21 protein-coding genes are annotated in these 26,000 nt (G+C 29.7%); 4 read left to right on the forward strand and 17 right to left on the reverse strand.

What is annotated here, in order from left to right; all coding sequences use genetic code 11:
* Position 1: 1 nt before the first annotated feature.
* Entirely contained in the window at positions 2–1,480 is a 1,479-nt protein-coding gene (locus T483_RS0107490; RefSeq protein WP_026886298.1) for an alpha-N-arabinofuranosidase, read from the reverse strand.
* A gap of 349 nt (positions 1,481–1,829) precedes the next feature.
* Between T483_RS0107490 and T483_RS0107495 the strand changes: the two genes are divergently transcribed.
* Positions 1,830–2,735 (forward strand): ArsR/SmtB family transcription factor, encoded by a 906-nt coding sequence (locus tag T483_RS0107495; protein ID WP_242841817.1) that lies wholly within the window; start codon positions 1,830–1,832, stop codon positions 2,733–2,735.
* A gap of 221 nt (positions 2,736–2,956) precedes the next feature.
* On the opposite strand, the gene T483_RS0107500 is transcribed toward T483_RS0107495, so the two are convergent.
* The 6 genes from T483_RS0107500 to T483_RS0107525 form a co-directional block, all read right to left on the reverse strand.
* Positions 2,957–3,760, reverse strand: coding sequence for a Cof-type HAD-IIB family hydrolase (locus T483_RS0107500; protein ID WP_026886300.1), 804 nt, complete (start codon positions 3,758–3,760; stop codon positions 2,957–2,959).
* Positions 3,761–3,892: 132 nt separating this feature from the next.
* Positions 3,893–4,510 carry a DeoR/GlpR family DNA-binding transcription regulator gene (locus T483_RS0107505; RefSeq protein WP_026886301.1) on the reverse strand — a complete coding sequence of 206 codons (618 nt, stop codon included), beginning with the start codon at positions 4,508–4,510 and terminating at the stop codon, positions 3,893–3,895.
* A 272-nt stretch (positions 4,511–4,782) separates the two neighbouring features.
* Positions 4,783–5,262 carry a methylated-DNA--[protein]-cysteine S-methyltransferase gene (locus tag T483_RS0107510; RefSeq protein WP_026886302.1) on the reverse strand — a complete coding sequence of 160 codons (480 nt, stop codon included), beginning with the start codon at positions 5,260–5,262 and terminating at the stop codon, positions 4,783–4,785.
* A 546-nt stretch (positions 5,263–5,808) separates the two neighbouring features.
* Positions 5,809–6,963: a lactaldehyde reductase gene (gene fucO / locus T483_RS0107515; RefSeq protein ID WP_026886303.1), complete on the reverse strand. Its 1,155-nt coding sequence runs from the start codon at positions 6,961–6,963 to the stop codon at positions 5,809–5,811.
* 364 nt (positions 6,964–7,327) lie between these two features.
* Positions 7,328–8,146, reverse strand: a complete 819-nt coding sequence (gene rhaD, locus T483_RS0107520) for a rhamnulose-1-phosphate aldolase (RefSeq protein WP_026886304.1) — start codon at positions 8,144–8,146, stop codon at positions 7,328–7,330.
* A 375-nt stretch (positions 8,147–8,521) separates the two neighbouring features.
* Complete coding sequence (locus T483_RS0107525) at positions 8,522–9,280, reverse strand: DeoR/GlpR family DNA-binding transcription regulator (protein ID WP_026886305.1); 759 nt, start codon at positions 9,278–9,280, stop codon at positions 8,522–8,524.
* A 236-nt stretch (positions 9,281–9,516) separates the two neighbouring features.
* On the opposite strand from T483_RS0107525, the gene rhaM reads away from it, so the two are divergent.
* Complete coding sequence (gene rhaM / locus T483_RS0107530) at positions 9,517–9,831, forward strand: L-rhamnose mutarotase (RefSeq protein ID WP_026886306.1); 315 nt, start codon at positions 9,517–9,519, stop codon at positions 9,829–9,831.
* A 155-nt stretch (positions 9,832–9,986) separates the two neighbouring features.
* On the opposite strand, the gene T483_RS0107535 is transcribed toward rhaM, so the two are convergent.
* From T483_RS0107535 to T483_RS0107545, 3 genes are all read right to left on the reverse strand, one after another.
* Entirely contained in the window at positions 9,987–11,525 is a 1,539-nt protein-coding gene (locus tag T483_RS0107535) for an MFS transporter (RefSeq protein ID WP_026886307.1), read from the reverse strand.
* A gap of 138 nt (positions 11,526–11,663) precedes the next feature.
* The gene (locus T483_RS32430) at positions 11,664–11,789 is read right to left on the reverse strand and encodes a hypothetical protein (protein ID WP_278247406.1); all 126 of its coding nucleotides are present in this window, start codon (positions 11,787–11,789) and stop codon (positions 11,664–11,666) included.
* Positions 11,790–12,135: 346 nt separating this feature from the next.
* A complete protein-coding gene (locus tag T483_RS0107545; RefSeq protein WP_026886308.1) occupies positions 12,136–12,972 on the reverse strand; it encodes a sugar phosphate isomerase/epimerase family protein in 837 nt (278 codons plus the stop codon).
* A 500-nt stretch (positions 12,973–13,472) separates the two neighbouring features.
* Between T483_RS0107545 and T483_RS0107550 the strand changes: the two genes are divergently transcribed.
* Positions 13,473–14,600: a glycoside hydrolase family 88/105 protein gene (locus tag T483_RS0107550; protein WP_026886309.1), complete on the forward strand. Its 1,128-nt coding sequence runs from the start codon at positions 13,473–13,475 to the stop codon at positions 14,598–14,600.
* Positions 14,601–14,998: 398 nt separating this feature from the next.
* Here the strand turns inward: T483_RS0107550 and kduD are convergent, their stop codons facing one another.
* The 4 genes from kduD to rhaB all read right to left on the reverse strand — a co-directional run bounded on the left by kduD (position 14,999) and on the right by rhaB (position 19,525).
* Complete coding sequence (gene kduD, locus T483_RS0107555) at positions 14,999–15,781, reverse strand: 2-dehydro-3-deoxy-D-gluconate 5-dehydrogenase KduD (RefSeq protein ID WP_026886310.1); 783 nt, start codon at positions 15,779–15,781, stop codon at positions 14,999–15,001.
* Between the two features lie 24 nt (positions 15,782–15,805).
* Complete coding sequence (gene kduI / locus T483_RS0107560; RefSeq protein WP_035790068.1) at positions 15,806–16,642, reverse strand: 5-dehydro-4-deoxy-D-glucuronate isomerase; 837 nt, start codon at positions 16,640–16,642, stop codon at positions 15,806–15,808.
* A 128-nt stretch (positions 16,643–16,770) separates the two neighbouring features.
* Complete coding sequence (gene rhaA, locus T483_RS0107565; protein ID WP_026886312.1) at positions 16,771–18,027, reverse strand: L-rhamnose isomerase; 1,257 nt, start codon at positions 18,025–18,027, stop codon at positions 16,771–16,773.
* A 94-nt stretch (positions 18,028–18,121) separates the two neighbouring features.
* Positions 18,122–19,525: a rhamnulokinase gene (gene rhaB, locus T483_RS0107570; protein WP_026886313.1), complete on the reverse strand. Its 1,404-nt coding sequence runs from the start codon at positions 19,523–19,525 to the stop codon at positions 18,122–18,124.
* A gap of 707 nt (positions 19,526–20,232) precedes the next feature.
* Between rhaB and T483_RS0107575 the strand changes: the two genes are divergently transcribed.
* A complete protein-coding gene (locus tag T483_RS0107575) occupies positions 20,233–22,326 on the forward strand; it encodes a glutamine synthetase III (protein WP_026886314.1) in 2,094 nt (697 codons plus the stop codon).
* Between the two features lie 153 nt (positions 22,327–22,479).
* On the opposite strand, the gene T483_RS0107580 is transcribed toward T483_RS0107575, so the two are convergent.
* The 3 genes from T483_RS0107580 to T483_RS0107595 form a co-directional block, all read right to left on the reverse strand.
* Positions 22,480–23,361 carry an ROK family protein gene (locus T483_RS0107580; RefSeq protein ID WP_026886315.1) on the reverse strand — a complete coding sequence of 294 codons (882 nt, stop codon included), beginning with the start codon at positions 23,359–23,361 and terminating at the stop codon, positions 22,480–22,482.
* Positions 23,362–23,711: 350 nt separating this feature from the next.
* The gene (locus T483_RS0107585) at positions 23,712–24,692 is read right to left on the reverse strand and encodes an AraC family transcriptional regulator (protein WP_026886316.1); all 981 of its coding nucleotides are present in this window, start codon (positions 24,690–24,692) and stop codon (positions 23,712–23,714) included.
* 333 nt (positions 24,693–25,025) lie between these two features.
* A complete protein-coding gene (locus T483_RS0107595) occupies positions 25,026–25,949 on the reverse strand; it encodes a DMT family transporter (protein ID WP_026886317.1) in 924 nt (307 codons plus the stop codon).
* Positions 25,950–26,000: the final 51 nt, after the last annotated feature.

Genomic DNA, 26,000 nt, shown 5'->3' on the forward strand with positions numbered 1-26,000 from the left:
ATTATTCTACAACAAAGTGAATCACGCTACATTTAGGAATCTTGAAATCAATTCCTTTATCTGTAATCTTGAAATCTGTAAATTCTGCAGGTTTTACTACCTCTGGTGCATCAAAATCATTGTAAGCTCCCATCTCATTTGTTAAAATTGTAGCCTTTACAGATTTAACTGCTTTATCTGCAAAAATTCCTTCTATATCATAAGAGTCAGAAATAGATAAGTTATTTAAAGTCATATTAATTCTTCCCTCTGCATCTACAGATACTGATTCGTGTAAATTAGGAACTTGATTTTCTTCTTCTACTCCTATGTTTTTAGTGTCAATATAACTTTCAACAAGAGTTGCTTCTTGGTGATTTTTATACATATTAAATACATGATAAGTTGGAGTTAATACCATCTTTTCTCCCTCTGTTAAAATAATAGATTGAAGTACATTTGCTAACTGCGCAATATTTGCCATCTTAACTCTATCACAATTTTTGTTAAAGATATTTAAGTTAATACCAGCAACTAGGGCATCTCTCATTGTATTTTGTTGATATAAGAATCCTGGATTTGTACCTGGTTCAACATCAAACCAAGTTCCCCATTCGTCAATTATTAATCCAACTCTTTTATCTGGATCATATTGATCCATTATTGCACCATGTCTATAGATTAACTCTTCCATCTTTAACGTTTTCTTAAGAGTTAGATACCAATCTTTTTCATCGAATCCAGTAGCTGCTCCTTTACCTAACCAAAAATCCCCTAGAATTGTATAGTAGTGAAGAGATAAACCATCCATGAAATTAGCCGCAATCTTCATTACACCTTCAGTCCAATTATAATCGTCTACATTAGCTCCACAAGCTATCTTGTAGAGTTTATTATCACCGTAATTTCTACAGAATGTTTGATATCTTCTATATTCATTAGCATAGTACTCTGGTGTCATATTACCACCACAACCCCAGCTTTCATTACCTACACCAAAGTATTTTACTTTCCAAGCTTCTTCATTTCCATTTTTCTTTCTAAGATCGGCCATTGGCGAAACCCCTTCAAATGTTAAGTATTCAACCCATTCAGACATTTCCTGAACTGTTCCACTCCCTACATTCCCATTTATGTATGGTTCACATTCAAGTTGTCTACATAACTCCATAAATTCATGAGTACCAAAGCTGTTATCTTCTACAACTCCACCCCAGTGAGTATTTATCATTTTTTTACGATTTTCTTTTGGTCCAATTCCATCCTTCCAATGATATTCATCAGCAAAGCATCCACCTGGCCAACGAAGAACTGGAATTTTTATTTCTTTTAATGCTTGTACGACATCATTTCTTATACCATTAGTATTTGGGATTTTAGAATTTTCACCTACATATAGTCCTTCATAAATACATCTACCTAAATGTTCTGAAAAGTGTCCATAAATTTCTTTATTAATTTTTCCTTTTTTATTATGCACGTTTACAACTAACCTGCTCATAATATCCTCCTTTATTTAAGTAAATACTTTAATATTTAATTTTTAATTTAACCTTACTTATAATATACTATACCCAAATAATGTCGTCAATGAATTTTATATATTCATAATCCTTGATGTTCCTATTCTTTATTGATTTACAAGCATTATCGTTTTTGCTATAATTCAGTTATCATTTATCAAATACATATATCTCAATTCTTATTTATTTAAGTTATAAGTTAAAGTAAATTTTAGAAATATTTTCATTAATGTATATCATTTACTGTATTTTGCTTTACTATTTATTAAAATCTAAAAATTTATCTCTAACTTTTAGAAAGGAAAATTTATGTTACATTTTGAATCAATGAAGGATGCCAGTGAAGTTTTCAAGGCCCTTGGTGCACCTATGCGTCTTAAAATAATGGAAATTTTATATGAGGGCGGCGATAAAAACTTAAATGATTTAGCTATAATGCTTAATTTAACCAATAGTGCAATTTCTCTTCATATAAAAAAACTTGAAGAAGTTGGTTTAATCGAAATTCACACTATGTCCGGAAAGCGTGGTTCTATGAAAATTTGCAAACCACTTCACGATATGCTGGTAATAGACTTGCTTCCTAAAAAATTAGATATTGCTTCTTACAAGGATGAAATTGAAATAGGTTATTATTCAAACTGTCAAGTGACTGCTACCTGTGGAATTTCATCGAAAGATCATATTATTGGTGAATTTGATGATCCTCGTTATTTCCTATTTCCTGAGCATTTTCAAGCCTCAGTCCTATGGTTTACTACTGGTTTTATAGAATATAATCTACCAAACCATTTAACCGCAGGGCAAGAATTAACAGAGCTGCAGCTATCTTTTGAAATATCATCTGAAAGTCCAGGTTATAATGAAAATTATCCATCCGATATACACTTTTCAATTAACAATATTGATCTAGGTTACTGGGTAAGTCCTGGAGATTTTGGTGCTAGACGAGGGAGGTTTACTCCTAACTGGTGGCCAGAAATATGTAATCAGTACGGAAGGCTTAAGACCCTATCAATTAATAAAGATGGAACTTTTATTGATGGCGGATATAAACTCTCTAACATTACGATTGATGATCTTAAATTAGATTATACTAGTACTATAACTTTTAGATTCTCTGTTCCTAAAGACACTAATAATGTTGGAGGCTTTACTTTATTTGGTGAAGGATTTGGAGATTATAATCAATCTATTAAAATGCAGACATTCTACGAAATTCAAGAATCTTAACTTTAAATATAAATCTTCGAAATAAGTCACATACTTTTGTTCCAGTTTCTAAATAAACCTTTCACAAAAGTATATAACTCATTTCTAGTTGATACATATTTAAAGATATAAATTAAAGCTATATATCTTTATACTCTGCACTTCTAGATAACTAAAGTAAAAGGAACACTTTGTGACATCCAAAATCTAAACAGTTCACAAAATGTTCCCATTGCTTAATATTAAATTACATATTTTATTAGTGCTTTTGCAACTCCATCTTCATCATTGGTTAGAGTTACATCATCAGCATGTCTCTTCACCTCTTCTGGAGCGTTTCCCATCGCTATTCCAACTCCTGCATATTCTAACATATCGATATCGTTATAATTATCTCCCATGGCTATTATCTCTGACTTATCTATGTTAAATCTCTCTTGTAGACAGTTGATTGCAGATGTCTTTGATGCTTTTATTGGCATAATTTCTAGGTATGTTGGCTTTGAAGGATATATATTTAGATCATTTCCACAAATATTTTCTTTTAAGAATTCTATTTCTTGCGGGTTAGCCATGCATAAAATCTTATTTGGTCCTTCACCTTCTCTTCTCCATTGTTCTATTAATTTGTTAAAATCAATAATATTAGGAATGATATTGGTTATTTCACTTTCTTGTTTAGCCCAATAGTCTAATTCTTCTATATACCATTCTTCATCTTTATATAAACTCATGTGAATATTATTCTTTCTAGTGAATTTATATATTTCTTCAAGATTAGATACACCTATGAATTCTCTAGCTAATACATCATTATCCTTGTCTAAAATCAAAGCCCCACTATAGCAAATAATTGGCTCTTCTATTCCAAGTTCTTTTTGCAGAAATGTTATCCCTTTCGGCATTCTAGCTGAAACCAAAATCACAGGTATCTTCTTATCGTTTGCAACTACATTTATAATGCTTTTTACCTTTTCTGTAATCTCATGACTTGAATTTAACAAAGTTCCATCGATATCTAAACATACCATTTTAAAATTATTCATATACTCATCCCCCTAAACTATTTATAACAAAATTCAAACGACTTATAATTACTTACCAAATTGAATAAATATAAGTAAATAAAATTCAATCTTATCCCCTTAAATAACGCTACCTAAATTAATACATTTGCTTTATATAATAACTAAACTTTTAGGATCAATTTTAATATTACGGGAAACTATAATATTACTAAAAGAAGAAATTGATATTGGATCAACAATAATAATATTAGCCTGATCTAGACTTAGTCCCTTATAAAGAGCATCTTTTTCGTATTTTTGATGTTCAGCAAGTAAAATAACCTTCTTAGCTCTCTTCACAATCTCTCTTTTAATATAAGCATCTTCTTGATTTTCATAATAAATACCATCACTTTTTATAGCTCCAGCACCTATAAATGCTGACTCAAACTCAACTCCATTCAAGCATTCCTCATAATTCGTTTTATAAAAAAAACGATTCTTCTTATTGAATCTTCCATCAATCAAATTTACTACCATACCACTCTTTTCAGAAAGTATATCAAAATTATCTATAGAATGGGTAAATACGGTAGCTTTTTTATCTAAAGATCTTGAAAGAAATTCGATACTAGTAGAAACATCGAAAAAATACGTTTGATTATTATGAATAAACTTCACTGCTTTTTCAACAATTCTAGTTTTTTCATCTACATTTAATTTTAACCTTTCCTTATATGAGCATATATTATCTTTATTGAAATCTTCATATCCTTCTTTCTCAATCATATAACCACCCCTATAAGTAATTATAAGTACTTTTAAGTATTTTTTCAACACTTATAAGTATTTTATCTGATAGATATTTTTATTTTCAAAAAACTTTCCTAAATGGATTTAATCACCATCGAAATTTATTTAAACACTATTTATTTAGCCATTACAACTTTACTTAAAATTATTTCCTTCATTATATAGAAAATAAGGAAGTGAGTTTTACAAATAGCTTATTATTTGTAAAACTTGCTTCCTTATATTATAAAGTCATTTTATTTTATAGGTTATCTTCTATAATCTTTCTCAATTTTAAGGAGCTTTTCTTTTATATCAAGACCGCCAGCATATCCAACTAATTTGCCATTAGCGCCAATTACTCTATGACAAGGTATTATAATCGGAATAGGATTTTTATTATTAGCCATTCCAACAGCTCTCGACGCTTTTTCGTTGCCTATCGTTTTGGCAATTTCACCATAACTTCTTGTTTCTCCAAAAGGAATTTTTTGTAATGCATCCCATACCTTCTTTTGAAATTCTGTTCCCTTAGGTTCTAGTGGTAAATCAAAACAATTACGCTTTCCTTCAAAAAACTCTTCCAGTTGTTTTATAGTTTCTCTTAATAACTCTGTTTCATTTGCTTCTATATTAAGTTCATTATTAAGTTCAATTTTGTTTGCGAAACAAATTCTTGTAATTGCCATGCCATTTTCGATTATGCTAATTCTACCTATTCTAGTGTCATAGTAAAATACATTTTCCATCATACTCTTCCTTTCGTAACATTATTTTTTCTATTATAATTACAATAGGATCTTTTTTACTTTTATCAAAAAACTATGGTGCATTACTCCAACTTTTTATTTATGCAATAGTTTATTATTTTGACAGTATCTTTTTTTCATTTAATATAGTCTTCACATGCATGCTTTTACACTTCAAAAAGCATACACTGTTGAAAAACTTTCACTAAGAAAATCAGTATCATAATTCTTCCCTAATGTTGCATATATGACTAATGCTCCTATTCTTTAAAAATTCTTTAATCATATATTAAGAAATTATTCTTATATCTCTAACATATTTAAACATACTTCTCATCTCTATCTTAAAACTAATATTTTCAATTAGACTAGAAATTTTGTTACTTAATATATTACCATAAAACCCTAGTATATAGTATCTAGTTCTGTTTTACTAACTTATCTCTATCTTAAATTTTCATAGCCTGCAAGAAGACATAAAATTATATACTTTATTCTGCTATATAAAAAAAGGACGAATATAATATATTCATCCTAATTACTTTTCTATTTAAAAGCCTTTTTATATATTTTCAATATTTCTTCTACACTTGTATCTCTTGGATTACCTGGAGTACAAGCATCAACAAATGCCGATTCTGCAAGCGCCTGCAAATCTTCTTCCTTAACACCAATTTCATTTAATACTTTAGGTATTCCAACATCTTCTGAAAGCTTTTTAACTGCATCAATAGCTGCTTTTCTATATTCATCCTGAGACATATTATCTAGACCTTCAACGCCCATTACTCTAGCTATTTCTCTATACTTTTCATCCGTAGCTTCTGCATTGTACTCCATAACATATGGCAATAATACTGCATTAGCAATTCCGTGTGGTGTATCATAGAACGCTCCAAGTGGGTGTGCCATCGAGTGAACAATTCCAAGTCCAACATTACTGAACCCCATACCTGCAATGTATTGCCCAAGCGCCATATCTTCTCTTCCCTTTGGATCATTATTTACTGCACTTCTAAGTGAACGTCCAATTATCTCGATAGCTTTTAAATGTAATGTATCCGTCAATTCCCAAGCGCCTTTTGTAATGTATCCTTCAATAGCATGAGTTAAAGCATCCATTCCTGTAGCTGCTGTTAACCCCTTTGGCATTGATGACATCATTTCTGAATCGACAACTGCTATTACTGGAATATCATGAGGATCAACACAAACAAATTTACGTTTCTTTTCCTCATCAGTAATTACATAATTAATTGTTACCTCCGCTGCAGTTCCCGCTGTAGTTGGAACTGCTATTATATCAACACATTTATTTTTGGTTTCTACTGCTCCCTCTAAACTTCTTACATCTGAAAATTCTGGATTATTAATAATAATTCCAATAGCTTTTGCAGTATCAATTGATGATCCGCCCCCTATTGCAATTAAATAATCTGCTCCAGATGCTTTGAATCTTTCTATACCTGCTAAAACTACTTTTATAGTTGGATTCGCTTTTACTTCATCAAAAACTTCAAAAATCAAATCATTTTCTTTTAATAGTTTCGTAACTCTAGTTGCTACATTAAATTTCATTAAATCCTTATCTGTTACAACTAATGCTTTTTTATAACCTCTTATATTAGCTTCCGCAACAATATTTTCGATTGCTCCTGCCCCTATATAGCTTGTCTCATTCAGTACCATTCTGTTTGCCATAAATATCAATCTCCTTTAATAATTTTTAATTAAATATATATCCTGTTAACTGCATATTTTGCATTTCTAACGTTAATATTAGAATCATTTTAACAATAAATTATCTTTAGAATCCTCACACTTGTGATCTAAAAATCGTTTTCAAAACGTATTGTAATTAATTACTTTTATAATATTGGTTTTTTCTCTAAATACAAGGATCACATCTCTGTCTATCTTTATTAAACAATCTAGTCACTATATCTAATATAATAACTAGATTATTTCCATATTATGATATATATAATAAGCTCCTGAGACTAATTGTATACGGAGATAGGGTTATACTTAAATATGTCTTTACTCTAGTCTCAAAATAACTTTATTAAGCTAAGTAATCCTCTGAAATACTAACATTAAAATCTTTTGATAAATCTCTGAAATCTTGAGATGTTATTGTTTGCTTCTTTCCACCCATAGATAATACTTTAACTAAAATTTCTGCTGATTTTTCTACAGTATCCATTAGTCCAAAAGTTAAGTCTAATGTTTCTCCTGAGCAAAACATTCCATGATGTGCCCAAATCACAACATCATGATAGTTCATTAATTCGCCAGTAGCTTCTGCAATTGCTGCCCCACCTGGAACCATCCAAGGCACTACCCCTATTCCACTTGGAAATACTACTGGGCATTCTGTTGCCATTTCCCATAATTCTCTTGTAAACACTTTTCCATCTAGCGGCAATACAAATGTTAATGCTATTACATTTGTAGTATGAGAATGCATTATAACTCTATGAGATCCATTTGTTTTTTCTACCTTTATTGAGTGACTCATTAAATGCGAAGGAAGTTCGCTTGTTGGTCTTGCATTATTCAACAGCCCCCAAACCACCTTATAGTTTTTTCCATCTTCATCTATTTTTATTATTCCCGCATTTTCTTCTAAACAAACTGCCATATTCCTTATAAATTTTCCACTCCCAGTTACTAAGAAGTATTCATTAGCTAAGTTTTTCACAGTCACACCAATTGGAGTGTATCCTGCATCTTCATTTACAAATCCACTAACTGCTGTTACTTCATCTTCTGTCAATCTATAGGTAATATTTCCGCCATTTCTTTCATGCCATCCTTTGAGCCATGCATCATTTGTCATTCTCTTAAAATTTTGTATAAACTTCATCTCTTCTATTGTCATACTGTCTCCTGCTTTCATATATTTATTATGTATCTTAAAATTTGCTTTATTTATAAATAATTCTATTTTGTAAATACATGTAACTTTATTCACAAATTAAAGTTACTAATTAATAATCTTAATTCCAAATTGATTTTACCTTATGAATAAATTATACTTCATTTCTTTGTTAATTTCAATTGATTTTTGTTGTTTTTATTTGTTTTTGTTTGTATCTTTCCAAAAACAACATATGTTTTTAACATTTCACTAAGCTATGCTTAAATTTGCTAAGGCCAACTTTTATATTCAATATATTAAAGTTTAATATTTTTTGCAAAAATAAAGAATCACTTATTTATCTTTAAGTGATTCTTTAACTTTTTTATATTCACGCTAGTATATAACTTCAATATTATTAGAATGTAGTAAATTAATCCATTCTTCATTTGGTTCAATATCTGTTACTACATAATCTACATCTTCATAATCAAAAAGCTTTACAAATGATGTCCTATCATATTTGCTATGATCCACTAACAAAATAACTTTATTAGATTGTTTAATCATAGCTCTTTTAATTTCTGCTTCCGTCTCATTCGAGTCTAATATTCCTTTATTTATATCCATTCCTTTACAGCTTACAAAAGCTATATCTACATTATACTTTTTAATTGTATTTTGTGTTATAGGCCCTTGTAAGGACAAAGTTCTTTGGTCCACACCTCCACCAGTTGATATAATATTTAATTCTGATTGATTTAATTCTTGCAGTACTTCTACTGAATTTGTTATCACAGTTACATCATTTCTATTTCTAATTAATTTCAATGCTTCAAATACCGTTGAACTACAATCTGCAACAATTGTACTTCCCCCCTTAACAAACTCTATTGCCTTTAAAGCTATATATTGCTTACTTTCTATATTGGTCCTTGATCGTTTATAGAAAGGTACATCTTCATTAGTTTTGTCAACATTTAATATTGCACCACCATAGCTCCTAGTAACAACTCCTTGTAACTCTAGCTTTTCCAAGTCTCTCCTTATAGTCTCCTCTGTAACGTCAAATTTTTTACTTAGCTTAGATACATAAACCTTCTTTTCCTTTATCGCTATTTCCTTTATGATTTCTAGTCTTTCTCTAGGTAACATTCCACTTCCTCCTTATATAAATAAGTTGCTATTTACTCACCGATCCTATGTAATTATATTTTAAACCATATGCGAGATAATTCAAATATACTATATGATTTTTGTATTTAATTAATCCAACCTTAATATACCAAATTAACACAGATAACACAATACAAATCAAAGTTAATTGTTGACTGTTTTTTTTGAATAGTTATATAATATAATTAGCTTATATTTTTTAAAGGAGAATATTTATGATACAAAAAGCATTTAAAATGAAATTATTTGAGGGTAAAGAAGAAGAATACAAAAAAAGACATAACGAAATTTGGCCAGATCTTGTAAAAGAATTAAAATCTCATGGAGCATCAAAATACTTAATATTCCATGATAAGGATACCAATCTCCTGTTTTCCTATATAGAAATGGAGAGTGAAGAACTATGGGATGAAATTGCCGAAACAGATGCCTGTAAAAGGTGGTGGGCATTTATGAAAGATATTATGGAAACAAATCCTGATAATAGTCCAATATCTATGGAATTACCTAATGTATTTAACTTAAACTAATTGCTTAAATTAAAGAAATGGGGAAAAGGTCAGTATTGCAATTAGCAATACTGACCTTTTCCCTACATAAAAATATACCTGCATTGATTTCACTATTCATTTAAATAGATTTTGAAATCAATGCAGATTATTGTTTATTTTATATAATGCATTTATTAAGCTTTTTGATTTTCTTTATATCTTCTCCAGTTTCTATATCCTATCTTATTATTTCCCCATACATGTTCATAATCTAATCCTGTTAGTTGTTCAACTGTCTTACGAGTTTCAGCATCTACATCTTCCTTTAATCCACCGTCTTTTAATCTGTTAATTTCTTTCTTAAGTATCTCATGAGATTCATCTGTTACCTTAAATTTAAATGATGAAACTATACCAAATACTAGCAATACAGCCGGCACTGCTATTAAAATAACTGCCATAGCGTTTAAAGCCTCTGGTGGCTGTGTTTGCGATCCGGAAACAAAGTGAAATTCTTGCAATACAACTCCTACTAGGAAAATAGCAAGTGCTTGTGAAGCTTTACGTAATAAGCTCATGAATCCTGCAAATACACCTTCTCTTCTGTCTGCAGATACTATCTCATCTACATCTGGTACGAAAGTATAGTTATTCCAAGGCACAAAGTTTATTCCACCCCTTCCAAGCCCAGCTAAAGCAGATACTGCATATAATGCTACAAAACTGTTTGGAACTGTTCCATATACGATTAAGTATCCCGCAATACTAGCCATAAATATTAGTGATACAACTCTAAACGCACCACCCGGACTCAACTTTAATGTACAATAAGTCGCTATACCAACTCCAGCTATTTGGAATATATACATTATAGACATTAAGTTTGAAGCTACAACAGCTCCCTTAAATAAGGCAAATACTATAAAATAAGTGAATACCGCATTAAATGTATCCTGTGCTAGATAGCCTCCAATATACATTCCTAAATGAGCTCTAAATGTCTTAATCTTAAGTGTTGTAATTAAGTCTATATAAATTTTCATTACATTTTGACCAAAAGATAATTTTTCTTTCGAATGTCTTCCTTCTAATATTTCTATTTCCTCTAAAGATCTTTCCCATGTAAATAAATATACAAGTACTAAAACACATACAAATATTGCAGTAAAGATCATTGACGCAAACAAAAATGATTTAGGCGAGTCTTTTCCTAATGTATTTATAAGTCTTCCTGGTATAAATGCTGCTAAGAAAGCTGAAAACTGAGCTATATACATTCTTGCACTAGTAAGTTTAGCACGAACTTTAAAATCAGATGTCATTTCTGCTGCTAATGTATCATACGGTATTAGTATCATTGTATATACAATTTCAAATGCTATATAAGTTGCAACATAATAGTAATAAGTAAATCCGCTAACCCAAATTGCCATATAAATAACTATTAAAGGTATAGCTGCCAATAAAAAGAACTTTCTTCTTCCAAATCTTCTTCCAAGTGCAGTCTTATGGAAGTTATCTGTTATAAATCCCATTGTTGGACTTGCTATTGCATCCACTATACGGGCTAACGCAAATATCGAACTTGCCTCAATTGGTGATAATCCACAAAATGTTGTATAAAAGTATAATAACCATGCACTTGTCAAAGCAAATGCTCCTGCTCCTATGAAATCAGTCATTCCATAAGAAAAATAATTTATAAACCTTAGCTTTCCATCCTTCTTACTCATATTTCCTCCTAATAAGTATGCTAAATTTTATTTTCATTAATATTTTAATGTTAACGTTTTATTGCTTTAATATAAATTCTAAAGAATTACAAATAAAATACTACAATCAGATCCAATACTGCATGTCCGTTTTTAATCCTAATTTAATCTTATATTCTCTCTGTTTATCAAATCAATTTCACTTAATATTTTGTATAGTATGGAATTATTAAATATAACTAAGTGCCATTTATCAAAAGCCTTTTTTAAAATTCTTTTTATCACGACATTCCCCCTAAGTATTCTAATACACCATAATTTAATCTTGTCATCGGTTACTTAAAACATTTACATTACTTACACTTATATATTACTTCCATTCCAACACAAAGTCAATATATTTTCTTTTATTTTATTTGTTTTATATGTGTTTTTGTTAGTTTTAATCTAAAACCAATCCCAAACAACCACTTGTTAACGTTTTAGTACAATATCAGGCTTTTTTTAGCTATTTTAAATCTGTATTTAATCCTTTTTATACATAAAAAAAGTATGGATATTTATATTCTCCATACTCTCTTCATATTTGAGGTATAATTTATATATTTTATACATAATACTTAACTATTTATTATAGACTTCTATATATTTCTTTTATATATTTAATGCTCGAATCCAAATCTTCAGGCACCGTATCCTCAAGAATTATATCTACATATGGTTTTCTTTCTTTTATTAGTGCTAGTAATAATGGATAATTAAACTGACCTTTTCCAATAGAAACTTGTTGTATCTTTCCATCTTTATAGATAAAATCTTTTGCGTGTATAATCACTATTCTATCACCAAACAGTTCAAATGATTTTCTTATTATCTCATCTTGTTTATCATAATTGCTTTCATCTATAAAATTAATGGGATCAAAAATAACTTGTAAATTATTTGATTTAACATTATCTAACGCTCTTTTTAATCTTTCTGGAGTATTCATTACATGCTTTGTAACGCCTTCTATTGCAACTACAACCCCAAATTTTTCCGCTTCCTTTACAAGTATTTTTATTGAATTTAGACTCCTCAAAAATGCTTCCTCTGTATTATTTTTCTCTGTATAGATATATTCCTTATTAAGAGCTCCAGTTTCTGTTCCAACTACACTGCATCCTAAATATCTTGCAAAACGTATGTGTTCTTTAAAAGTATCTAATAATTCATTAAGTTCATTATCGTCTGGATTAGCTAAATTAATATAACACCCAAGAATGCTTATATTTACTTCATACTTACTTAAAGTACTATTTATGTATTGAGCCATCCCTGGTGTCATACTTCCTTTAGCAACTTCAAATTCAGATATTATCTTTTTTGCTACGAATTGAACGCTTTTTAATCCTTTTTCTTTCATTATTCTTCCTACATCATCTAATTCATAGTGTCCAATATCATGTCCTCTAACTCCAATTCTCATAATCGTAATTCCTTTCTCAAAATAAATATAACTTTATATAGATAATAAACTTTTTTTTAATAAAACTCAACATTCTTTATTTGTTTTATTTTTAAAACCAACATAAAACAATACATATACAATTTTAGTTTTTATTGATTTAAAACAAGCATGCACACAGCTTTTAGCGATTTTGATTTAATTTTTTTCTTAATCCGCCACTATTATATAAGCACTTTTTTATTTAAACTTTCTTTATTTTATTTTGCTTTTATGTAGATTTATTTTGTTTTGTGATGTATAATTTGAATTGAGAGTAAGTAAGAGAAAAACTTATTTTATATTATAATAAATTTCCTAAGTTATTCTAATAACTACACTATTAACATTTACATAAAAACTAAATTTATCATAATTAATCGTCACACTGATTACTTTTTTATTCATTATTTCAAAATACAAAAATTTTAGAGTATTGTTTATAATGCTCCTTAGAAATAAATATTATGAGGTGATATAAAATGAAATTAACTGAAAAAGAATTACGTGCAAAACTTGATTTAGTTGTTGATAAACTTCTAAACTTAGATAGACCAACAGATGAAGAAAAATTAACTAAAGAAGGCGGAGAATCTATTGGAATGTTTCCAAGGGATTTTGGAATACATGAGTGGGATTGGCCACAAGGTGTCGGCTTATATGGCTTATTAAAGTTAGATAAACATGATAAAAGTAGAAAATACTTAGATTTTCTAAATGAGTGGTATAAGAATAACATAACAAATGGATTACCATCAAAAAACATTAATACAACTGCTCCTCTATTAACACTTATAAATCTATTAGATGTAAGTCCAAATACAGACTTTGAAAACCTTTGCCTAAAGTGGGCTGATTGGCTTATGAATTGTCTTCCAAGGACAAAAGAAGGCGGATTTCAACATGTAACTAGCGCTAACGGAGATAGACAAGGCGTTAGACTAAACGAAAGCGAAATGTGGATTGATACTTTATTTATGACTGTTTTATTTTTAAATAGAATGGGACAAAAATACAATAGACAAGATTGGATTAACGAATCAATTCATCAAGTGCTTATTCATATAAAATACTTATATGATAAAAAATCTGGTTTATTCTATCACGGATGGAGCTTCAATGAAAATAGTAATTTTGGAGAAGTATTCTGGTGCAGAGGTAATTCGTGGTTTACATTTGGTATCCTAGATTATATTGAAATGTTCGATGGCAAAATGAATTCTGGTCTAAAGAAATTTTTAATTGATACATTTAAAGCTCAGGTAACTACATTAGTTAAATATCAATCAAAATCTGGATTATGGCATACAGTTATAGATGATCCTACAAGTTATGAGGAAGTTTCTGGTTCAGCTGCAATTGCTGCAGGGATACTAACAGGAATCAGACTTGGAATATTAGATGATTCATTTAAAACTTCTGGCCAAAAGGCTATAGAAGCGATTTGCAATAATATATCAAAAGATGGTACTGTATTAAATGTATCTGGCGGAACTGGAATGGGGTATAATAAAGAACACTATAAGAATATAATTATAGCTCCAATGGCGTATGGCCAATCACTAACTATTATGGCTCTTGTTGAAGCTCTTAACCATATTGATTGTTAATACTAATTTATTCTAAAAATATTATATATTTGAATCATTGCTTCAAATATTAAAATTATACATTGATAATCCCCATCTTCTATTTTGAGAATGGGGATTATTAATTTTTCTCTAATATTTAATATTTTCTTATAATGCCTAATGTTCCATCTAAACTATCATACGCTTCTTTAACACACATTTCTGGAGTTTATTTTCCATACGCTATCTTATTCAACACATCAATACATAATATTTATTAAACTATTGTTAGATTCAAATTTCTATTAATTTACAGGCATTTGCAATTATATTGTATTGCTTGAGTAGTATCCAATACAACAATCTAAAAATGCCTTGTTAAAATATTCATATAATTTTAACAAGGCATTTATCTCGCCGTTACAGGATTTTTATAATTATCTTACTAACCAGCCACCATCAACGGCTAATATGTGTCCATTAACATAATCAGATGCTCTGCTTGCTAAAAATACTATTGCTCCCATTAAATCGAATGGTTCAGCCCACCTATCCGCTGGTATTCTTCCTTGTATTTCTGCATTTCTTTCCTTATCTGCTCTTATCGGTGCAGTATTTGCAGTTTTTATATATCCCGGTGCTATAGCATTAATTTGAATATTCTTGCTTGCCAATTCATTAGCGAATGCCTTTGTTATTCCAGCCACTCCATGCTTACTTGCTGTATAAGGTGGTACGAATTTCCCACCTTGGAACGCCAACATTGATGCTATATTAATTATCTTACCCGAGCCTTGATTTACCATGATTTTAGCGACTTCTTGACTTAAAAAGTATACTGCGTTTAAATTAATATCCATTACAGCATTCCAATCTTCTTCTTTGTACTCAAGAAGCGGAGCTCTCCTTATTGTTCCCGCATTATTAACTAATACATCTATCTTCCCATACACTTCCATTGCTATTTTTATAACTTTTTCTCTATCTTCTTTTTTTGTCAAATCTGCTTGAACAAATGTTACTGATCTCCCTTCTTTTTCTATTAACAATCTAGTTTCATCCCAATTTGTATCATAAGTTGGAATAATTAAATCAGCACCGGCTTTTGCTAATGCTACAGCATACCCTTGACCAAGTCCTGTATTTCCTCCTGTAACTATAGCTACCTTTCCATACAATCTAAAAAAATCCATTGAAAATTCATCTAAAATATTTGACATAATTCCACTTCCTCTTTTCTGCTTTTATCTTAATTCGTTAATTTTTATATGATCCATATCATCAAAAGTCTTGTTTTCTCCACACATTCCCCATATAAATGAATAATTTTGAGTTCCAATTCCTGAATGTATTGACCAGCTTGGTGAAATTACTGCTTGTTCATTCTTCATCACTATATGCCTTGTTTCTTGTCCTTCACCCATAAAATGAATTACTGCTTGATCTTCAGGTACATCAAGATATAAGTATACTTCCATACGTCTTTCATGAGTATGACATGGCATGGTGTTCCACCCACTTCCCTGCTCTAGTATTGTTAACCCCATTACTAACTGACAGCTTTCACATACTGCAGGATGAACATACTGATTTATTGTTCTTTTATTCATGTTTATTTCATCGCCACATTTTATTTTATTAGCTTTTTCCAAATCTATTTTTACTGTTGGATATGATTTAAGTGCTGGTGCAGAATTTATATAAAACTTAGCTGGCTTTTTTTCATCTACTGATTTAAATTCTATATTTTTAGTACCTTGCCCAACATATAATCCATCTCTATATTTTAGATTATATTCTACTCCATCTGCTATAATTGTTCCTTCTCCACCTACATTAATAACTCCAAGCTCTCTTCTTTCCAAAAAATAATCTGTTCCCAATTCTTTAGAAGCTCCAAGCTTCAATGTTTCTTTTACTGGTGTAACTCCACCAAATATGATTCTATCATTATGGCTATAAACCAAGTTCACTTCTCCATCAACAAATACTTTCTCAACTAAATAATGCCTTCTTAAAGTTTCTGTATCATACTGTTTAGAGTCTTCTGGATGATTTGAGTATCTAATTTCCATTTTCATAACATTCTCTCCTCCTATAATAAGTTTATAATCAGTTAAATAACTGATATAGGCCCATTTATTTCATATTTTATTGTTAAATACTATATTATCTTTACAAATTGAATATTATTTATTACAAATCTAATTTAATTTCTCTTTAATAAAACGTCTTTTTCGTATTCCTTTACTTCCTTAATCCAACTTTCACCAACTGGTACATTGTTCTTTTCACAATAGTAATTCCAAATATCTCCCATTGGGTAAGTTTTGAATTCTTCCATTAAAGCCAATCTTTCTGTGAAATTTCCTTCTTCTTGTAATTCCCTTAACTTATCATTTGGCGTTAACATTGCATTTAGTAATGCCTTAATCATATTTCTTGAACCAATTGTCCATGCCGCAATTCTGTTAATACTTGCATCAAAGAAATCAAGACCAATAATTACTCTATCTAATGCATCATTTCTTACTATTTCTTTAGCTATTTCTTTAAGTTCATCATCATAAACTACAACGTGGTCCGAATCCCATCTAACTGGTCTACTTACGTGAAGAGCTACTTTTTCATCGAATAATAGCATTGCAGAAAGTTTATCTGAAACAACTTCCGTTGGATGATAGTGACCTGTGTCCATTAATGACATTATGTTATTTTTAGCTGCGTAATTTAAATAAAATTCGTTTGAACCTACTGTATAAGCTTCTGCTCCTATTCCAAATACCTTTGACTCAACGCAGTCAAGGTTATATTTTCTATCTATTTTAACTTTAAAAATTTCATCTAAAGATTCTTTAAGTCTTCTTCTTGGTCCCAATCTATCACTTGGAACATCTTTATAACCATCTGGAATCCAAATATTAGTTAAGCAAGTTTGCCCTAATTCTTTACCAAAGTATTCTCCAATTTTTCTTGATGCAATTGCATGTCTTATCCAGAAGTCTCTTATTTCTTTATCTGGGTGAGAAAGGGTTAATCCATCTGCTGACTTTGGATGAGAGAATATTGTTGGATTGAAATCTAATCCCAATCCGTTTTCTTTTGCCCATTTAACCCAATTTGCAAAATGTTCTGGTTTTATTTCATCTCTGTCTACAAATTCGCCATTAGTTTCTAAGTAAATTGCGTGAAGATTAACTTTATGCTTTCCCGGAATTAAGCTTAATGCTTTATCTAAATCTTCTCTAAGTTCTTCAGCATTTCTAGCTGCACCTGGATAGTTACCATTACATTGAATCCCCCCAGACAGCTCATTTTGAACTACTTCAAACCCCTTAACATCATCACCTTGCCAACAATGGACTGATATTTTAACTTTATTAAGTTCTTCTAAAACTTTATCTACATCTATTCCCCATTTTTCATACTCTTTTTTAGCTAATTCATATTTTTCTTTAACGTTCATTTTTATTCCTCCTAATTTTATAGTTATATTTACTAGTTACCTTTAATATTTAATTGTTTGAGTTATTTTTATCATAATAAGATTTATTTTATATTTAATTTGCTTTAAAAACCTTAATATCGAAAGATCCTTTAATCGCGCGTCTAGCTTCTCCTAAATCTTTAAAAATACCTTTACTTATCATTTGAGCAACGATATTTCCTATGGCTGTTGCTTCAACTGGACCTGCAAGTACTTCTTTACCTGTGACTTTAGCAACCAATTCATTTAAAAGATTATTCTGACAGCCTCCACCAAAGATATTTATTCTTTCAAATTCCTTTTCAAAGATTTCCTCTAAGTTAGAAACAGCTTTTTTATAACAGTGAGCTAAGCTATTGAACACACAAATAGCTACTTCTCCTACTTCTTGAGGAACCCTTTGGCTAGTTTCAATACAATATAATTTTATTTCCTCAATCATGTTCTCTGGTTTAAGGAATCTATCATGATCTACATCTACTATTGATGGAAAATCCATATGTTCTTTTGCCAAATCTACTAATTGTCCAAAAGAATATTTATTATCTAAATTTCTTCTAACCTCTTGTATTACCCATAGACCCATAATGTTTTTTAGGAATCTATATCTATAATCTATTCCACCTTCATTTGTGAAATTATATTCCATAGCTTGGGGCACACAAATTGGGAATCTATTTTCAACACCAATCAATGACCAAGTTCCTGAACTTAGGTAAATACTGTCGCTGTCATTACAGACTGATGATATAAATGCTGAACCAGTATCATGGGTTGCAGGAAGTATAACTTCCATATCAAATCCAAATTCCTGTACTAGCTCTCTTCTTAAAGTACCAAGGCTAGTTTTAGGTAGTTTTATCTCTTGGAAAATATCTTTTTTAATTCCAAGCTCATCTAACATTTTTTCATCCCAAGTTCTCTCAAAAGAATTAACTAACTGTGTTGATGATGCATTAGTATATTCATTGACTTTTTTTCCTGTAAGTAAGAAATTTAAATAATCAGGAACCATTAAGAAAGTTTTCGCCTTATCTAATGTTTCAGGATTATTTTTCTTTATAGAAAGTAATTGATATACTGTGTTAAATCTTTGAAACTGAATTCCTGTATATAGGTAGATCATATCTTGCGGAATAATCTTGAACGCCTCTTGCATCATTCCTTCAGTTCTATCATCTCTATACGCAACTGCATTTCCAAGCATTTTATCGTTTTCATCTAACAAAACAAAATCTACTGCCCAAGTATCTATACCTATGCTCTTTGGAACTTTTCCTATTTCCTTGCACTTTTTAATTCCTTCTTTTATATCCTTAAATAATTGTTCAATATTCCAACAATATTCATTACCTATTTTTCTAATCCCATTATCAAATCTATATATTTCTTCTAAATTTATCTTTCCATTTTCTACTGATCCTAAAATATGCCTTCCACTAGAAGCTCCAATATCAATGGCTAAATAGTAATTCATATCTTTCCTCCTATTCTTTTTGGTTCACCACACTGTAACTAAATTATATTGTATAAAGAAATTATTTTTTATATCTAGGTTTGTTTAAATTATTATCCTTATTTGCACTTACAAAACTTTATAATCTTCTTATGCAATTTTTCTTTTATATCTTGAATTGCTTGCAAGTATGAATAAATATTAGGTGACTTTTCAGTGAGAAAATTTCATGCAACTTCCATCTAAATAAAAATTCTATATCATCCTCCACTATTACATATAAGTATCTGTAATAGTAATCACCTTTAATCCTGTTAATAAAATTAATGGTAATGTATTATAAATATTTAAATTTCTACTAATTTCTTACTGCAAAAAATCAGATTTTTATATTGTACAACCCCTAACAATATAGTATAATTACTATAAAGAATGCTTAAGGCTATGGAAGTCTTGGCAGTTTTATATATGATAACTATGTCTAATTGAATAAGATTTTAGCAAAGGAGCTAGAGAATATTAAAAATGATTCTTGGGCTTTTTATTTTTTTATATGAATTTTTTTCCAAATATGAATTTACATGGAAGTAGTTTATATATCTTAATTTCTTATTTCTTATTGACAATTTATCATTTATACTCTAAAATTTTTTTTAAATTATTAATGTTTTTAATTAGTTAATATTAATTTAAATAAATGTTGTGTATTCTGAAAGGAGATCTTATTAATGAACAAAATCAATGAAATTTTTGCTTCAAATGTATTCAGCGATGCTGTAATGAAAGAACGTCTTCCTAAAGCTACTTACAAAGCTTTAAAAAAGACAATTGAAAAAGGAACTTCTCTTGAGCCAGACGTAGCAGATGTTGTTGCAGCTGCAATGAAGGATTGGGCTGTTGAAAAAGGCGCTACTCACTTCACTCACTGGTTCCAACCTATGACTGGAATTACTGCTGAAAAGCACGATTCTTTTATAAACCCAACTTCTGATGGAAAAGTTATATTAGAATTCTCAGGCAAAGAATTAATTAAAGGTGAACCAGATGCATCTTCATTCCCTTCAGGAGGGCTAAGAGCTACTTTTGAAGCTAGAGGATATACTGCATGGGATTGTACTTCACCAGCATTTATAAAGGACGATTCTTTATGCATACCAACTGCATTCTGTTCTTATAATGGGGAAGCTTTAGATAAGAAAACTCCATTACTACGTTCAATGGAAGCTTTAAACAAGCAAGCTCTACGTGTTTTAAAATCATTAGGTAATACTACTACTAAAAGAGTAATTACAACTGTTGGTCCTGAACAAGAATACTTCCTAATCGATAAATCAATGTATGATGCTCGTAAAGACCTTATCTTAACAGGAAGAACTTTATTCGGAGCAAAACCTTCAAAGGGTCAAGAACTTGAAGATCATTACTTCGGAACAATCAAACAAAGAATTTCTGATTTCATGAAAGAAGTGGATGAAGAACTTTGGAAGCTTGGAATATTAGCTAAAACTAAGCATAACGAAGTTGCTCCTGCTCAACATGAATTAGCTCCTATATTTAGCACAACAAATATATCAACTGACCATAACCAACTTACAATGGAAATAATGAAGAAAGTTGCTGCAAAGCATGATTTATATTGCTTGCTTCATGAAAAACCATTTGCTGGAGTAAACGGATCAGGTAAGCATAATAACTGGTCAATGGGTACTGATGACGGAATGAACCTTCTTGAACCAGGTAAATCTCCACACGAAAATCAACAATTCCTTTTATTCCTTTGTGCTGTAATAAAAGCTGTTGATGAATACCCAGATTTGTTAAGAGTATCAGCTGCTAATGCTGGAAATGATCATAGATTAGGTGCTAATGAAGCTCCTCCAGCTATAATCTCTATATTCTTAGGAGATCAATTAGAAGATGTATTAGAACAAATTGAAAAAGGTCCAGCTACAAGTTCTAAGTCTGCAAGTGAATTAACTATCGGAGTAAATACATTACCTCCACTTCCAAAAGATGCAACTGATAGAAACAGAACTTCTCCATTTGCGTTTACTGGAAATAAATTTGAATTTAGAATGGTTCCATCTTCTGCTTCAATTGCTGGATGTAACTTTGTATTAAATACAATTGTTGCAGAAACTTTATCTGAAATTGCAGATAAACTTGAAAAAGCTACTGATTTAGATGCTGAAATCCAAGCAATCCTAACTGATATTGTTAAGAACCATAAGAGAATTATATTTAATGGTAATGGATATTCAGATGAGTGGGTTGCTGAAGCTGAAAGAAGAGGTCTTCCAAACATTCACTCAACTGTAGAAGCTGCTAAAGCTATGATTTCTGAAAAGAATCAAGCAGTTTTAGAAAAACATGGAGTTTTAACTAAAGTAGAATCAGAGTCTCGTTACGAAATTACTCTTGAAAACTACAACAAGATTATAAACATTGAAGCATTAACAACACTTGAAATGGCAAAACGTCAAATTATACCGGCTGTAATTCAATATACTACAAGTATTGCTGAATCAATAAATACAATAAAAGCTACAGGTGTAAATGTAGATATTTCAGTTCAAACTGAATTATTAACTGAAATTTCAACTTTATTAGCTTCATTAAATAAGAATGTTGCACTTCTTGAAAAAGCAGTTGAAAAAGCTGATAACTTCGAAGGTGATATATTCGATTTAGGAATGATGTACAGATACGAAGTATTTGAGCAAATGAACACTTTAAGAGCTGATGCTGATAAACTTGAAACTCTAGTAGACGAAGAATTCTGGCCACTTCCAACTTATAGTGATATGTTATTCAACGTTTAATATAAAATCTTTATATAAAATAGAGTGCTTCTAAAAAGAAGCACTCTATTTTATATGTTATCATAAGTTAATTTTTATAATATTATTCTATAGAGATTAACAATAATTCTAATTATTCTAAAAAGCAGTAATTCTCTTGAATATAACGGTATTTTATTTATTAGTTATAAAGTTATATAATGCGCCTATAAGATTAGCATCATTTCTGAATTTACAACTAACTACATTTGGTAGTGGTAAATCAACTCCAAAGCTCTTATAATACTTGTCTACATTTCTCTTAATATATTGTATCAATATCTCTTGACTGCTTATTCCTCCACCAATTGCAAATATTTCTGGATCCAATATGCATTGTAAATTAAAAATTTGTACTGCTAACTTATAAGTGAAATCATCTAATATTTTAAGAATATCTGGATCGTTATTATTTGCATATTCAAATATCTTATATCCATCTAACTCTTCATATGGAATGCCTTTTACCTTTGACACTTCATTTATTAATGCTTTCGAACCGCTTATACATCCCCAACACTCCTCAGTGTTATTTACATTCGTACTTATAAAACTAAACTCACCGGCAAAGAAATTCTTTCCTTTATGGATTTTCTTATTTCTAACTATCCCTCCACCTACACCTGTTCCTAGCACTATCACAACTCCATCATTAAAATCTTTCAAACTTCCTTTCCAAACCTCTGCTAAAGCTGCGCACTTCCCATCATTCTCTATTGTAATCTTTGTAGGACATCTCTCTCTAAGAATTTTTACAATTTCTTTCTTTTCATTATATGATAGAGCACCACCTGTATAAGCATAACCTTTTTCACTATCTAATACCCCTGGCATGCTTATAGCTATTCCTTCTATATCTTCTTTATATTTATCATATGTTTCACCTATTGCCTCTATAAAATTTTCAATCTTATCAAGCGGTGTTGGTTTCTTACCTTTTTCAATAAACTCTAACTCTTCTGTCATAAGTGCATACTTAATAGAACTTCCCCCAACATCTAAAGCTAAATATCTCATATTTCCACCTCTCAGCAATATATTTAAAATTTAATAAAATCACATTCTATCGCCTAATATTTACAAAAATAACGTTTACTTAAATAATCATAACATAACGTTAAGTTCCTTTCAATTTAAAATAAGTAGTTTTAAAATATATATGATGCAATAATAAATTTACATTTAAAATTCTAGCAATCCATGTGTTTAGATGAGACTAAAATGTAGAATCTTAATTGTAATATATATCAGTTATTAATAAAAAAGTGCTATTTACTTTCGCGAGATCACTTTTTTATTAATAATTCATATATACATTTAAGTTTTATTTATATTCCATTTATTTCACTCTTAGAATTTTTCCTCAATTAAATAAACCTCAAATTATTAATCCTATTTATTTTATATTCTCTAGGTGTCATCCCAAATTTTTGCTTGAATATCTTGTAAAAGTATGTTTGATTCTCATATCCTACAAACTCAATTATCTCAACAATCGAATATTCAGTTGACTTTATTAATTCAACTGATTTACTTAACTTCTTTTCTTGCAATAATTCTTTAAAAGTCATTTTAGTATGTTTTTTTATTAATTTGCTAAGTTTATAATCCCGCTGATTTAATTTTTCTGAAAGTTCTAGAAGAGTGGCAGTTCTATAAAACTCTTCTATATATTTAAGACTTTGAATTATCAACATCTTCTCATAGTTATCCACAGAATATGTCTCTATATCCTGTGAATTCTTTACTAACTCCACTAATAAAAGCCCTACCAACAGCTTTATTGTTGCCTTTTTCATTATCGAAGTAGTATACAACTCAATTATTATTTTTTCTAGCAACTCTTGAATATTATCTCTTTTAGAAATTTTAAAATATAGATATTCTCCTTCATCATAATCTGTATATAATGTAGTTAATAAAAATTTACTTACTATATTTTCTTTATCTAAAAGGGTCATTATATAATCAAAAAATTCAGGTCTAATTATGAAGTTTATAATTATATCATCTTCACTTGATGCCTTTATTTCATGCGTTATATATTGATTTAAGAATATTAGTTCACCTTGCTGTAATATAATTTCCTTATCACCTATAATTTGAGTAAGCTTTCCTTGATAAACGTAATTAAATTCAATGTAATTATGATTGTGACTTGGAAAATCAATAAATCTAGTATGCTTTCTAATATCTATTAATTCCCCACTCGGCAATAACTTATTGCTATCTACAACAAAACTTCTATCATCTGTATAAATGCTTCTATTTATAGAATTTTCACCACTTAGAATATTCAATTCTTCTTCTGTCAAAGCAATAAGTTTATCGTGAATTTCTTTCAACATAAGTTAATTCTCCTTTATCATTATCTCAAGCTTCATCAAAGTATTCTCTTCTTCATCTCCATTTATCCAAGGAATTATATACACTTCATGAAAATCCTCCACCTATTTTAAATATTATTATTATTTACATAGTCCATAAGCTCATTATGAATACTTTTTATTTTCAAAGCATCCACCTTCAAAATACTGTAATATAATCACCTTCAGGTAAGACATAAAATTAATATTGAATCAATACCTATGTACTTGCGAATTAGTTTATATTTATTCATAGATTTAAAACCTTATTTATATGTTAAGCCTTGAATATATATTATATTCAGTAGTCTCACTCTACTTTTCTTTCCTAACTCTATAAACTAGAAATATTCCATAACAAACTAACATAAGAGCTATTAATATCTTGATATCGAATATATTCTCTCCTAGGATTAATGCTGATAATAATGTTCCAAACACTGGTATCAAAAAATTAAATACTGATATCAATCCTACTTTGTTATATTTTAATAATTGTGTCCAAACGACAAATGCTATTGACGATAATAATGCCATATATATAAGTAACAATGTTGATTTCACCGTAAATCCTTCTAAACTACCTCCTAGAACAAATCCTAATACTGTAAGCAAAACTCCTCCTATAAACAGCTGAAAGCCAGTTACTGTTGAAGGTTCTTGGGTTTGAGTTATCCTTTTACCATATATTGCTGACACAGCAAATATTATTGCTGCAATCATTATAAAACCTTCTCCTTTAAAAGTAACAGGTGTTCCTCCTAGCGACTCTCCATTTAAGTTAACAATTATTACTCCTATAAAACCAATAATACATCCTATTATCTTATTTAAATTTAGTTTATCATTTTTATATATAAAATGCGCTAGAATTATACTTACGAAAGTTCCTGTGCCATTTATTATGGACCCTCTAACTCCTGTAGTATATGACATTCCCACATAAAAAAATATATATTGAAGCGCAGTTTGGGTTAATCCTAATAAAGTTACTTGTCCAAATTGTTTTCTAGTAAATTTAAATCCAATTCTTTTTGACATAAGCTCAAATACAAGTATAAAGATACCTGCAAGTGTAAACCTATATCCTGCAAAAATTAATTTAGAGCCTACATCACTTATATTAAATAATGAATATCCAACCTTTATAGCTGGATATGCACTTCCCCATAAAAGGCAACATAAAGCTGCTAAAAATACAATATTTCTTCTATTCGTATAAAGTTTTCTTTCATCCATTTTATATTTTTTCTCTCCTGACTAGTGTTATAAGAGGTTCATTCAATCACT

It is taken from the genome of Clostridium beijerinckii HUN142, from assembly GCF_000621745.1.
GTDB classification, from domain to species: domain Bacteria; phylum Bacillota; class Clostridia; order Clostridiales; family Clostridiaceae; genus Clostridium; species Clostridium beijerinckii_A.